The sequence below is a fragment of the Mesorhizobium sp. M1428 genome (genome assembly GCF_040317515.1).
Lineage (GTDB): Bacteria > Pseudomonadota > Alphaproteobacteria > Rhizobiales > Rhizobiaceae > Mesorhizobium.
Window position 1 is genome coordinate 12657 of the sequence record NZ_JAMYKT010000036.1, and the last position, 12732, is coordinate 25388.

At 62.1% G+C, this 12732-nt stretch carries 11 protein-coding genes; 5 read left to right on the plus strand and 6 right to left on the minus strand.

Going from position 1 to position 12732, the window contains the following annotated elements:
• The 5 genes from NKG60_RS29495 (at position 1) to NKG60_RS29515 (ending at position 4878) form a co-directional block, all read left to right on the plus strand.
• Positions 1-720 carry a FadR/GntR family transcriptional regulator gene (locus NKG60_RS29495; RefSeq protein ID WP_352665757.1) on the plus strand — a complete coding sequence of 240 codons (720 nt, stop codon included), beginning with the start codon at positions 1-3 and terminating at the stop codon, positions 718-720.
• A gap of 14 nt (positions 721-734) precedes the next feature.
• Positions 735-1940, plus strand: coding sequence for a mandelate racemase/muconate lactonizing enzyme family protein (locus NKG60_RS29500; RefSeq protein ID WP_352665756.1), 1206 nt, complete (start codon positions 735-737; stop codon positions 1938-1940).
• Between the two features lie 39 nt (positions 1941-1979).
• The gene (locus tag NKG60_RS29505) at positions 1980-2963 is read left to right on the plus strand and encodes a sugar ABC transporter substrate-binding protein (protein WP_352492409.1); all 984 of its coding nucleotides are present in this window, start codon (positions 1980-1982) and stop codon (positions 2961-2963) included.
• Positions 2964-3163: 200 nt separating this feature from the next.
• Positions 3164-4144, plus strand: a complete 981-nt coding sequence (locus NKG60_RS29510; protein WP_352665755.1) for an ABC transporter permease — start codon at positions 3164-3166, stop codon at positions 4142-4144.
• A 2-nt stretch (positions 4145-4146) separates the two neighbouring features.
• Positions 4147-4878 (plus strand): ATP-binding cassette domain-containing protein, encoded by a 732-nt coding sequence (locus tag NKG60_RS29515; protein WP_023678772.1) that lies wholly within the window; start codon positions 4147-4149, stop codon positions 4876-4878.
• 53 nt (positions 4879-4931) lie between these two features.
• Here NKG60_RS29515 and NKG60_RS29520 read toward each other — a convergent pair whose 3' ends face one another.
• From NKG60_RS29520 to NKG60_RS29545, 6 genes are all read right to left on the minus strand, one after another.
• Positions 4932-5930, minus strand: coding sequence for a sugar-binding transcriptional regulator (locus NKG60_RS29520; RefSeq protein WP_352665754.1), 999 nt, complete (start codon positions 5928-5930; stop codon positions 4932-4934).
• 98 nt (positions 5931-6028) lie between these two features.
• Complete coding sequence (locus NKG60_RS29525) at positions 6029-7084, minus strand: hypothetical protein (protein WP_352665753.1); 1056 nt, start codon at positions 7082-7084, stop codon at positions 6029-6031.
• Entirely contained in the window at positions 7085-8167 is a 1083-nt protein-coding gene (locus NKG60_RS29530) for an ABC transporter ATP-binding protein (RefSeq protein ID WP_352866985.1), read from the minus strand.
• 76 nt (positions 8168-8243) lie between these two features.
• Positions 8244-9569, minus strand: coding sequence for an iron-containing alcohol dehydrogenase (locus NKG60_RS29535; protein ID WP_352665751.1), 1326 nt, complete (start codon positions 9567-9569; stop codon positions 8244-8246).
• Positions 9562-11091 (minus strand): xylulokinase, encoded by a 1530-nt coding sequence (locus NKG60_RS29540; protein ID WP_352665750.1) that lies wholly within the window; start codon positions 11089-11091, stop codon positions 9562-9564. The genes NKG60_RS29535 and NKG60_RS29540 overlap by 8 nt, the downstream gene beginning before the upstream one ends.
• 65 nt (positions 11092-11156) lie before the next feature.
• Entirely contained in the window at positions 11157-12686 is a 1530-nt protein-coding gene (locus tag NKG60_RS29545; RefSeq protein WP_352665749.1) for an ABC transporter substrate-binding protein, read from the minus strand.
• Positions 12687-12732 lie beyond the last annotated feature (46 nt).

The window sequence follows — 12732 nt, forward strand, 5'->3', positions numbered from 1 at the left end:
GTGAGCACGGCCGTATCCGCAAAACATTCCGACGCAGCGAGCCTGGTCAGCAATACGATCGGCGAGATCACGCGCCATATCCGCGCGCATGAGCTCGGGCCGGGCGACCGGCTGCCCAGCGAGGCCGCGCTTTCGAGACAATTGAGCGTCTCGCGTACCGTGGTTCGCGAGGCCTTCAGCTCGCTCGCCGCCATGCGGCTTATCGACCTGAGGGCAGGCAGACGGGCGACCGTCGCCGAGCTGGATTATGGCGCCATGTCACTGGTGATCGAGCATGGCGTCCACACCGAGCAGATCACGGTGCAGCAAATCTACGACGTGCGCCGCACGATTGAGACCCGCACCGCCATGCTGGCGGCCTTGCGCAGAACAGCTGACGAAGTGGAAAGGATCAGGACGCACGCGCTCGCCATGCGCGAGAATGTCCAGCAGCCGGAACAGGTCATGGAACACGATCTCGCCTTTCACCACGAAATCGCCAAGGCTGCGAAGAATCCGATTTTCAGCCTCATCGTCGGCGCGTTCGAGCGCGTATCGCGCCAGACCTGGCCGATCGGCTGGCGGACCCGCCCTTCGGATGCCGAGCAGTTGGAGATGATCCAGATCCATATCGATCTCGCCGAAGCAATCGAGACCGGTGATCCCCAGTCTGCTCGTGACCTGATGGCGAGGCATTTTGACGAGAGCGTCAAGGCCCTGCTGGCGGCCGGCATCGCCTGAGGAGCGGGGACGCAATGAAGATCACGAAACTGGAAACGCTACGGCTCAAGGAGCGGCCGAACCTTCTCTGGGTTCTGGTTCACACGGACGAAGGCCTCGTCGGGCTGGGCGAGACCTTCTTCATGGCCGAAACCGTCGAGACCTATCTGCACGAATACGTCGCGCCATGCGTGATCGGGCGCGACCCGTTGCAGATCGACCTGCTTGCCGCCGACCTCGTCGGCTATCTCGGTTTCCGATCGACGGGCGCGGAAGTCAGGGGCAACTCCGCTTTCGATATCGCGCTTTGGGATCTGTTCGGAAAGGCCACGGGTCAACCGATCGCACAGCTCCTCGGCGGCTTCACCCGGCACGAGATCAGGACCTACAACACCTGTGCCGGAACCGAATACATCAAGAAGGCCATCGGCCAGACGACGGCCAATTATGGGCTCGATAAGCCCGGCGACGCCTATGATGATCTGAACGGCTTCCTTCACCGCGCCGACGAACTGTCGCATTCGTTGTTGGAGGAAGGCATCACGGCCATGAAGATCTGGCCCTTCGACATGGCGGCCGAGAAAACACGCGGCCTGTACATATCGCAGCCCGACTTGAATTCCGCGTTGGCGCCATTCGAGAAAATCCGCAATGCGGTCGGCGACAAGATGGACATCATGGTTGAATTCCATTCAATGTGGCAGCTGCTGCCGGCCATGCAGATCGCTCGCGAGCTTGCCCCCTACAAGACCTTCTGGCACGAAGATCCGATCAGGATGGACAGCCTGTCCAGCCTGAAACGCTATGCCGAGGCTTCGCTGGCGCCGATATCGGCTTCGGAGACGCTCGGTTCCCGGTGGGCCTTCCGCGACCTTCTCGAAACCGGAGCGGCCGGTGTCATCATGCTCGATATCAGCTGGTGCGGCGGGCTCTCGGAAGCGCGCAAGATCGCTGCCATGGCTGAGGCATGGCACCTCCCGGTCGCGCCACACGACTGCACCGGTCCAGTGGTGCTCGGCGCATCGACCCACCTGTCGCTGAATGCGCCGAACGCACTTGTCCAGGAGAGTGTCAGGGCCTTTTACAAGACCTGGTACCGCGACCTTGTGACCGCTTTGCCGGAGGTGAAGAACGGCATGATCACCGTGCCTCCCGGACCGGGCCTCGGCATGGAACTGAACCCGGAGATCGATCGCGCCTTCACGGCGCTTCGACGGGTGACTGAGGCATCGACTCTCTGAAAATGAACCTGAAGCAGCTTTCTACGGAGGAGGAGAACCATGAAGAAGCTACTTATCTCGGCAGCCTTGGGAGCAGTACTGGCTGGAGGCTCGGCAATCGGCTCACGCGCGCAGGAGCCGATGAACATCGTCTTCACGCATCATTCGTCGGCGTCGAACCCGTTCTGGCAGGCGGTGAAGAAGGGGTTTGACGACGCCTGCGCCAAGATCCAGGCCAATTGCCAGATGGTCTTTACCCAGACCGAAGGCTCGATCGAGCAACAATCGGCCAACATGCAGGCGGCACTCGCGGCAAAACCGGACGCGCTGATCACCTCGATCGTCGACAACAATGCCTTCGACCAGATCATCGCCGACGCCCGCGCTGCCGGCGTCACCGTCATCGCGTCCAACGTCGACGACACCGAGGGTGCAGCCGGCAATGCCCGCCAGGCTTTCATCGGCCAGGGCTTCATTCCCGCCGGCTACGAACTCGGCAAGAAGATGTCCGAGTTCTTCCCCAAGGAAGGCAAGATCAGGGCGCTCGTCGGCGTCTCCGCGCCCGGTCAGAACTGGTCGGAACAGCGCGCTGCCGGCGTCATGAAATTCCTTGAGGAATACAAGGCCGCGAATGCCGGACGCGAAGTGGTCATTGAACGGCTCGACACCGGCACAGATGGCGCCGTCGTCGCCGATCGTGTTGGCGCCTATCTGTCTGCCCACCCGGACACCACAGTGTATTTCGACACTGGCCTTTGGCACGCCTACGTCGCCCAGGTCCTGATCGATCGCGGCATCGAGCCGGGCAAGGTGCTGATGGGCGGCTTCGACATCGTCTCGGAAGTCCTGCAACAGATGGAAGCGGGTTATATTCAGGTCCAGGTCGACCAGCAGCCCTACATGCAGGGCTTCATGCCGGTGATGGAAGCCTATCTCGCCAAGAACGTCGGTCTGCTGCCGGCAGACATCGACACTGGCAAGGGCATCATCGTCAAGGAAGACGTGCCGAAGCTCAAGGAACTGGCCGCAAAAGGCGTGCGGTAGGCGCGAACCGGCGTCCTCTCCTCGTTCTTTACGCGGAGAGGCAAGGGTGAGGGGCAGGCCGCGTGGCCTTTGGGCGTTTTAGCTCCGCCCCTCATCCTGCCACGGCATCTCCCCGTCAAGGGGACGGCAGAAGACAGACTGCCGCCATCCCCTTGCCGACGCGGCAAGCCAGCGCAACCAATCTCAAGCCGGAGCGAATGATGAGGCGCTTGATGAAGATTTACCTGGAGAAGCCGGAGCTTGCGGCGGTCGTGTTCCTGCTCCTTCTCCTCCTCGTCTTTCAGATCCGCTCGAACGGCGTATTTCTGAACACACAGAACGTGCGCGGAATGCTTGGGCTGCTGCCCGAAATGGGGCTGGTCGCGATCGGCGTGACCCTGCTGATGATATGCGGCGAGTTTGATCTTTCAGTGGGCTCGGTCTTTGCGCTGACGCCGATGACCATGGCGGTGATGCTGGCGGCCGGCGTGCCGTTCGCGCCGGCCTTTGCCGCCGGCCTCGCGATCGCCGCCCTGATCGGCTTCTTCAACGGGTTCATAACGATTCGTTTCGCGATACCAAGCTTCATCACCACGCTTGGCATGCTGTTCATCGCGCGTTCGCTGACGGTGGTAATCTCCGGTGGCTTCCCTCCTGTCATCCCAGCCAACGCTCTGCCCAAATGGCTGTTTACGATCTATGTCGGGCCGGGCGACCTCTTTCGCATGTCGTTCTTCTGGTTTGTCGCCGTGGCAATCCTGGTGACGGTGCTGCTGTCGCGCACGAATTTCGGCAACTGGGTGCGCGCCACCGGCGGCTTTCTGCCCGCCGCGCAATCGATGGGCATCCCGACGGCCCGGGTGAAGGTCGTCTGCTTCATGATCTGTTCGGTGCTCGCCGGCTTTGCCGGCACCATTCAGGTGATGCGCCTCGGCGCGCCGCTGCCCTCGATCGGCGAGGGGCTGGAGTTGCAGGCCGTGTCGGCTGCCGTCATCGGTGGCGCCTCGCTGGCTGGCGGCATCGGCACCATCTTCGGCGGCATCATCGGGGCTGCCCTGATCCGCGTTATCGACAACGGACTGGTACTGAGCCAGGTGGACGCCAACTGGTTCAAGATGGCAATCGGCTTCCTGACTATCTTCGCGGTCGTCATGAATGCCTGGCTTCGAAAGCGGGGCAGGGCAATGAAGGTGGAGACCTGATCATGGCGGCACCCATCATCGCGATCAAGGGACTCCAGAAATGGTATTCCGGCGTCCATGCCTTGAAGAACGTCACGCTGGACATCTACCCCGATGAGGCACTGGGCCTCGTCGGCGACAACGGCGCCGGCAAATCGACGCTGATCAATATCCTGTCAGGCACCCAAAAGCCCGATGGCGGCGAGATCAGGATCGACGGTGAACCGGTCCGATTCTCGAACCCGCGCGACGCCATGGATCGCGGCATAGAGACGATCTACCAGTACAATTCCATGGTCCCGACCATGACCATTGCCCGCAACGTTTTCATCGGACGCGAGCCGGTGAAGGGCTCGGTTTTCGGCATCGGCATCCTGGACCAGAAGCGCATGCGTGACGAAAGCGTCAAGGCGATCGCCGACGTCGATCTGCATCTGAGGTCGCCCGACGCGCTTGTCGGCGAACTGTCGGGCGGCCAGCGCCAAGGCGTGGCGATCGCCAGGGCCATGCACTTCAAGTCGAAAGTCATGATCCTCGACGAGCCGACCAATCATCTCTCGGTGAAGGAGACGCGAAAGGTGATCGGCTTCGTTCGCGCCCTCAAGGCCCAGAACATCACCAGCGTCTTCATCAGCCACAACATGCATCATGTTTTCGAATGCTGTGACCGGGTCGTGGCCATGGCGCGCGGAGAGATCGTTCTCGACAAGCGGATCGGCGAGACTTCGATCGAGGAAATCCACGAGGTTCTGTGACGTGGAGAAGCGATCACTCGCGAGCCAACTCTGCTGGTAGAGGTCAGTCTGCGCTACGGCTTTTCCGCAAGGATTGCCTCAGCGGTTTTCTCGTCGGTGATCAGCACATCGACGACTCCCAGACGCAACACCGCGCGCAGCACCGGAACCTTGTCGAGGCCGCCGGAGGGCAGGATCACAGTGTCGACGTCGCGCAGATGTTCGGGGGCGAGGCCGATGACGCGACTGTTTAGCGGGTGATCGACGAGATGTCCGTCGGCGCCGATCCAGTGGCCGCAAATATCGCCGACCGCTCCGGCTTCGCGGAGCGATCTGAGATCATCGTCTCCTACCAGTCCGATCCGAAAGATGGTGGCGTCCTTGTGCACCGCGCCCACCGAAACGAAAGCGGCGTCAACGTCGCGGGCATGAGTGAAGGCGTCTTCCAGAATAGACTGGCGCATAAGCAGGTCGCGCGTGGCTTCGGTGTCCGTGAACACCGGTGCCGCGATGTAGAAGCATTCCGCATCGAAAAGCGCCGCGAGCCGCGAAGCGATCTCGTAGATGTTGATCGCCGATCCACGCGTGAGCCCGCCAAGCAGGGAAACGACCGACATCCCTCTGACCGGGCGTACGGTCACTGAGCGCAGACTAAGCTGGAGCGTCCGTCCCCATCCCACGCCCACCGATATCCCATCACGGATTCTATGCGACAGGGCTTCACCGGCAGCGGCTGCAATGACCTGTGGCACCAGGGCAGGATCGGGCGGTGTCGGAACCACGATTGGGTCGGAGACACCATAGGCGTCCCGCAGCCGGTGCTCCAGCTCGATGCAGTTCGCCACCTTGGAATTGATGCGAATCTGGACGATCCCCCGCTGGCGGGCATGCGCCAGCATCCGGTTGACGCGAAGGCGTGTCAGGCCAAGAGACTTGGCGATTTGCGCTTGCGTCAGGTCACCGACATAAGCAAGCCAGGCGGCGCGCACGAGCAGCCCTTCCTCGCGATCGGCCGTGACGGAACTCGTTACGGCTTGGCGGCCGTCGCGCTTCTTTCGTGCGGGTTTCTCCATCAGATCATCCTGTCCACTCCGCGGCAGCGGGTCCAGAGCGGGCTCGGTGGAGCCTTGCGCTCATCGATATGAGGCATCAATCGAGTTTCCCGGCTCCGCTAGCCTCGATGATAGCGGTCGAAGGACAAAACCAGCGGAGCATCATGGCAAATTGCGTCGATGATGGCTCTCGTCAGCGGCAGGCGATCGTGCGGAAGTACACCCCCGGCCATCATATTCTTCAAAGTCGGACCAAGGTCCAGCGCCAGTTGCGCGCCCTCGACCGTGTCCGAACTCATATGTTCGCGCTTCGCCACGGAATAGGGCAGGCCGCGGCCGAGCAGGCGCCCCATGCGACCATTACGGCCCGCCTGGCAGGTCACATAAAGATCGCCGGAGCCGGCCAGCCCCAGCACCGTTTCGATTTTTCCACCCAGAGCTTCGACCAGAATCGCCATCTCGGCGAGGGACTGCGAGAATAACGACGAGGCAAGATTGTGCATGAGCGCGCCGTTGGGCGCCTTGCCGTCGCGCTCGAGCAGCCCAACCGGAGCCCCAACGGCGAGCGTGTAGAAATTCTTGAAAGCAGCGCAGATCTCGACGCCGACGAGATCGGATGACGATCGCGCATGATAGAAGGGCGCGCGCAGAATGCGGGACGCCGCGGCCACCTGGTCGGGATCATGCCCGGCCACGATCACAGAGGTGTCGCGCTGTGCGGCCAGTTCGCCGGCAATGCACGGTCCGCCGACGGCCATCACCGGGACAGACAAGCCAGTGCGTTGCTCGATCTCGCGGGCAAGCAGATGTGGCAGGATTTCGATGCCTTCGTCGCTTGCCGCAAGTCCTTTCGTAATCATCAGGATCGGCACGGGCGACTTGATGCTTTCTGCAATGCGCTCGATCGCCCAGGGAATGCCGGCCGACGAGACGCCGAGTACAAGCAGATCGGGTCCATCGTTCATCGCCGCCCCGAATTCGGTCCAGGAACAGGCGGTCACCGCGTCAGGCAGAGTGATGTTGAGGCGAGGGTGACGACCTGTATCGGCCACAGAGCCGACGATCTCCTCGTCGAGATGGGTGCCGACAAGAGTGATGTGGTTACCGGCATGAGCGGCCGGAAGCGTCATGGCAGAGCCCATGACGCCGGCGCCGAGGATGATGATCCGCGCCATTCAGCTTTTTCCCTTGTCCAGCCGCTCGCCGCTATCTTCGTCGAACAGGTGGATTCGCTCAGGCGTCGGCTCCAGATGGATCACAGCTCCAGGAGAGGGCTCCATGCGGTCATGTAGCACCGAGCAGATCGGGGTGTTGCCCATGCTGGCAAAGATGTGGATTTCGGGGCCGGTCGGCTCGACAACCGTAATCCTTGCCGGGATGCCGCGCCCGTCTGCCACTGGTCGAAGATGTTCGGGGCGAATGCCGTAGATCACCTTTTGGCCGGGCCGGACCGCAGCTCCTGGCGGGAGCGGGAGGGATAGCTCGTCGGTCCGCACCACCCAGGCATCGCGCTCGGAAGCCACCTCGCCATGGAACATGTTCATTGCGGGCGAGCCGATGAAAGAGGCGACAAACAGGTTTGACGGGCGATCGTAGACATCGAGCGGGCGCCCGATCTGCTCGATATGGCCGTCGCGCATGATGACGATGACATCGGCCATGGTCATTGCCTCGATCTGGTCATGCGTGACATAGACAGTGGTGGTCTTCAGCCGCTGATGGAGCTCCTTGATTTCGGTGCGCATCTGCACGCGCAGCTTGGCGTCGAGATTGGACAGCGGCTCGTCGAACAGGAACACAGTTGGGTCCCGCACGATGGCGCGGCCCATGGCAACGCGCTGCCGCTGGCCGCCCGAAAGCTGGCGCGGATACCGTTCCAGATAGGGTGTCAGGTTGAGGATCGAGGCCGCCCACCCGACCTTCTGTTTGATTTCTTCGGTTGGGCGCTTCTTCAACTGCATGGAAAAGGCCATGTTGTCGAAGACGGTCATGTGCGCATAAAGCGCGTAATTCTGGAAGACCATCGCGATGTTGCGGTCTTTGGGATGGAGCGTGTTGACGACCCTGTCGCCTATGGCGATCTCACCGGACGTGATCGGCTCGAGACCGGCTATCATGCGCAACAGCGTGGACTTGCCGCAGCCTGACGGCCCCAACAGAACGACGAACTGGCCATCCTCGATCGAGAGATCGAGTCCATCGATAATCGAGAGGGCGCCATAGTCCTTCTTTATGTTACTGATGGTGACAGACGCCATTAATTACTACCCTTCGATTGCCCTTGCCTGTGGATTCCACTTTCGCCGTGCTAGCCATTGGCGATCGGATGCGGTCTCACCATTCGTTCTCCAGAAACTCTTCTAGCAACCCCGCATCGGCGGCCAGATTGACAAAGGACCATCGGCCGCGGATTTCCCGCGAATAGCGGATGGCATCGTGCCAAAGCGCGCGTGGCAGGCCCAGGTCCGCGCCGGTGACCGGCCCCCCGGCAGCCTTGAGCGCCGCCTCCATGCGGGCGACCGGCATAGCCATCGGCCGAACCTCCTGGCGCAGGGCCGGCCAGATTTCCGCAAGCCTGCGGTTGAAGCTTTCCGTCTGGCTGGCGTCGAGTGCCGTCTTCCTCATCTCGGCAATGCAAAGTGGTCCGAGCTGCGCCCCATAGCGGGCCAGCATCGCCGCCTCGTCGATGACGGTCGGCTTTGCCTGCGGCGGTTCATCCATGTCGAGCAGCCGCGCTTGCAGACGCGCCATGACCAGCGAGGCAACCCCGACCTGCTGGCCGTGCGTGGTGCCGGGATGATGGTCTTGCGCGAACATGTCGACCCAATGGGAAATCTGGTGCTCTCCCATCGACCCGGGATGGGAAACGCCGGCAAAGCACACACCCATCGAGCACAGCGTCAAGACGCGCTGGAGATGCCCGACGGCGGTGATGTCATGCCTGGCAAGGCCAGGCGCGTGGGCCAGCATCGGCCCCTCGTCGCCCGCCTGCAGCAGGTAAGGCACCTCGGAATAGTAGGTGTCGAACAGCCGATGTGAAGTCCACCAGTCGATCTGGGCCGTGGAGCGGCAGAGGCTATCGCCAAGGCCGGCGGCGCTGAGCCAGGCGGGTGCTGCGGCCGACACGCCAAGGTCCAGGAATATGCCCCGCGGAGCATGCGAGGGCAGCGAGATCTTGAGCCCGGAGGCCAAGGTCACCGATGCTGTCGAGGCGCCGTAGCCATTCATTGAGGCGGCCGTACCGAAGACGGCATAGGGCCGCTCATCGAGGAAGGTTGCATGCTTGCAACTGTCATTGAGGACACCGGATCCGACGGCCACGACACCGTCGGCATGACGCGTCCTCTGCCTGACCATCTGGATCGTTGCCTCATCGCAGTCGAGGCCGTCAGGCAACACGATTTCGTCGATGCCGGCGATGGCACGCAGCGCCCTCGCGACGCGCCCGCCCATTACATCGACGGTGTTGACATCGGAGACCACGGCGATGCGGCCGCCTAGCTTCAGCGGCGCAACGAGATCCGCCTCGCGGCCCGCCGTCGTCTCCAGCAATTCGATTGTCTGGAACGGCAGGACCGCAGCTGCGCCTGTCTTGGGATCTGTCCAGCGTCCTGCGACGACGTCCTCGATCAACGCGTTCCAGTTGGTCGCTTTAGCCATGATCGGCCTGCATGAAGGCCGCGAGGCGCTGGTTCCAGGCTGAAAGCGTAGGCCAAAGATCGGCATGGATCGCACGAAGCTCGGCGTAGAGCGCGGCCCGTTTCGTGTCCGGTTCGAAGGCTCTGGCCGGCTCGCTGGCCATTGCCAGCGACGCTTCGGCGATGGCGGAAAACCAGCCCACGCCCTTTGCCGCCGCCATCGCCGCGCCAAGCGAGGAGGCTTCCACCGTCGTCGAACGTTTTACGGGACGATCGAGCGCATCCGCCAGAATCTGCATCCACAGGTCGGACTTCGCTCCTCCGCCGATCGCTATGAACTGGTCGATAGTCTGGGCGGCAGCCGCAGCGGCCCGCTGACTTGTCGCGGCCTGATGCAGCGCTATGCCTTCCAGCACGGCGCGATAGATGTCGCCGCGGCGGCTCGAGCCCGAAAGCCCGGCAATCACACCACGGGCCGCACTATCCCAGTGTGGGTCCATGACACCCTGCCAGTAGGGCAGGAGCATTATGCCGCCTGCGCCGATCGGGCTGGCAGCGGCTTCGGCCTCGAGCGCCTCCAGGGCATCATTTGCGCCATGCAGATCGACGCCAAGCATTTCGCGCGCCATCCAGTCGACAAGAAAAGTGCCGGCGCGAAGGCACGTCTCGTAGATATAGCCGTCATCGGCGACCGCCGTCTCGGTGCGGAAGGCCTGGTCGTGGACGTAGGCCGTGCCGAAGCTGCCGGAGACGACCGCCGTGCCGAGGTTGATGTAGGCGCATCGCGGCTGCAACACACCAGCGCCCGTGCCGGCGCATTGACCATCGCCGCCGCCTGCGACGATCGGCGTGCCCTCGCGCAGGCCCGTCGAAATGGCCGCTTCCGAAGTCAGTTGACCCAGAACGGTGCCGGGCCGCGCCAGGTCCGGCATCATGCGCCGGGGGACGCCTGCCGCGTTCAGTATTTCGTTCGACCAGTCCATGGCTCGCATATCGAGTATGCCCATCGGGTCGGCGGATGCGGTGGATGTCACCCACCGGCCGCTCAAGCGAAAGACCAGATAGCCATGGACTTCGGCCATCCGCTCCACGCGGGCAAAAATCTCGGGCTCTTCCTCGCGAAACCAGATCATGCGGTAAAGGCAAGGAATGACGTCCAGCGGCTTGCCGGATATTGCGTGGACGCGTGCCGCGCCGAAACTCTCGCCGAAGCGCCGTGCTTTCCCCCGGGCGCGCTCATCGAGCCAGAGCGTTGCAGGCCCGACCGCCTGGCCCTGCTCGTCGAAAAGGCCGAAGCTCTCGCGTTGGTTGGCAATCGCAAGGGCGGCAATGCGTGCCGGCGAAACTGTTGCCGCGACAGCACGAAGCGCCGTGACCGTCGAGGCCCACCATTCGGCCGGATCCTGCTCGAAATAGCCCGAACGCGGATTGGACATTGCAAGCGGTGCACGACCTTCGGCCACGGCCAGACCATTGCGGTCCCAGGCGATCGCCTTGGTTGCCGAGGTCGAGGAATCAATGCCGATGACGAGATCAGGAACCATTGCCGCCACGTTGCCAACGGGCGAGGGCGGTCGAAACCGCCTTCGCCCAAATCACCGATTACCCGCTAAAGACCGGCATCCTTGACTTTGCCGTCGACAATGCCGGCAATGGCATCTAGGCATGCCTTGGCGTCGCCGCCATAGTCTTGGCCCGTAAGCAATTTGCCGAGCTCAACCGGAATGTCGTTGTTCGACAGATCCGCCCAGATCGGCATGTCCGGCTCCGATCCCATCTGATTGTCGATCGTGTATTTGATCGCGTCGAAATGACGTGTCGTTCCGGGGCCGACAACGGCCTTCGCCTTGACCCGAGGATCTGTAAAAGAGGAATTGCGCATCGGCGAGGCGCCGCCGCCGAGCGTCGATACCCGCGCCATCACATCCTTCGAGCAGACCCACTGCATGAACAGCCATGCTGCTTCCTTGTTCTTGGAATATTGCGACAGCGAGATCGTCGAGCCACCCTGGTGACCGACGGCCGGGATTTCGTTGAAGCCGCAATCTGCGGCGGCGCGACGGCCAGGAACTTCCTTGGGCGCGGGCAGGGCCTCGAACAGGCCCTTGACCTTGGAATCATTGGCGTCGAAGCCGGGGAAATCTTCGCCCCAGGTGATTGCCATGGCGGCCTGACCCTGTGTCAGTGCCTGTCCCTGGCCGTCCCAGGTCCAAGTCGTCGCGGAGGGCGGCGAGTTCTTGACCAGCTCCTGATAGAATTTGAGCCCGGCCACCCCGCGCTCGTCATTGCCGACAAACTTCTTGTCTTTGTTGAAGATGGAACCGCCATGGCCCCACAATGCGAAGGTCCAGTCGCATTCCAGCGAATAATGGCCTGACTTCGCCTGGCATGCTGTGCCGAAGATGCCGTTGCTTTTTTCTGCCTCTGTGAGCGCCTGCACGGCCTTGAGATAGGCGTCGAGGTCTGTCGGCAGCGCAATGTTGTGTTTGTCGAAAAGATCCTTGCGGTACATCAGGATGAAGATCGGAATATCGAATGGAATTCCGCACTGTTTGCCGTTGTACATGGCGATGCCGTCGACTAGCGGCTTGGAGAAATCGTCCCAGTCGAAGTTGGGCATCGCCAGTTCTTTGTTCTGGTCGTAATACTCGCGCGGATCGACGACATCCTGTGCAAATGTCGCCATCCAGGACTGATCGAGATAGTAGACGTCGTACGTACCAAGCTGGCCCTGTACGTCTTGCGTCGCCTTGGCGAGAACCTGCTCCAGCGGCACGATCTCGACTTCCACCTCAATGCCGGTTGCCTTGGTGAATTCACCCGCGACAAGCTGGTTGGCCACGATCGTTGGCGGCGTCGCTTCCGAAGTGTAGCGGATTTTGGTGCCGGCATAAGGCTTGCCGACGTCGGCCAGCCACTTCAGCATATCGGCGTCCTGGGCGCGGGCTTCCTCAACCCCGAGCCCCAGCATCCCCCGATTGGTACGGCCGCCTCCTAGCATGGCCGACCCGAAGGCCGAAAAGCCGACACCGGCGAGCGCCATCTTCCTCATGAAGTCGCGTTTGGTTATTCGGCGCGCCGTAAAGTCGTTGCAGGTATCGGCGACGAATGTCTTCTTGTCGTGTTCACTGAAGCTCATGATCGTTCCTCCATTGCGTTTTTGTCGTCGTTCTTCTCGTCTGTGC

Coding starts and splice junctions, on each gene's coding strand:
- NKG60_RS29500 (WP_352665756.1), top strand. CDS start 735: ATGAAGATCACGAAACTGGAAACGCTACGGCTCAAGGAGCGGCCGAAC.
- NKG60_RS29505 (WP_352492409.1), top strand. CDS start 1,980: ATGAAGAAGCTACTTATCTCGGCAGCCTTGGGAGCAGTACTGGCTGGA.
- NKG60_RS29510 (WP_352665755.1), top strand. CDS start 3,164: ATGAGGCGCTTGATGAAGATTTACCTGGAGAAGCCGGAGCTTGCGGCG.
- NKG60_RS29515 (WP_023678772.1), top strand. CDS start 4,147: ATGGCGGCACCCATCATCGCGATCAAGGGACTCCAGAAATGGTATTCC.
- NKG60_RS29520 (WP_352665754.1), bottom strand. CDS start 5,930: ATGGAGAAACCCGCACGAAAGAAGCGCGACGGCCGCCAAGCCGTAACG.
- NKG60_RS29525 (WP_352665753.1), bottom strand. CDS start 7,084: ATGGCGCGGATCATCATCCTCGGCGCCGGCGTCATGGGCTCTGCCATG.
- NKG60_RS29530 (WP_352866985.1), bottom strand. CDS start 8,167: ATGGCGTCTGTCACCATCAGTAACATAAAGAAGGACTATGGCGCCCTC.
- NKG60_RS29535 (WP_352665751.1), bottom strand. CDS start 9,569: ATGGCTAAAGCGACCAACTGGAACGCGTTGATCGAGGACGTCGTCGCA.
- NKG60_RS29540 (WP_352665750.1), bottom strand. CDS start 11,091: ATGGTTCCTGATCTCGTCATCGGCATTGATTCCTCGACCTCGGCAACC.
- NKG60_RS29545 (WP_352665749.1), bottom strand. CDS start 12,686: ATGAGCTTCAGTGAACACGACAAGAAGACATTCGTCGCCGATACCTGC.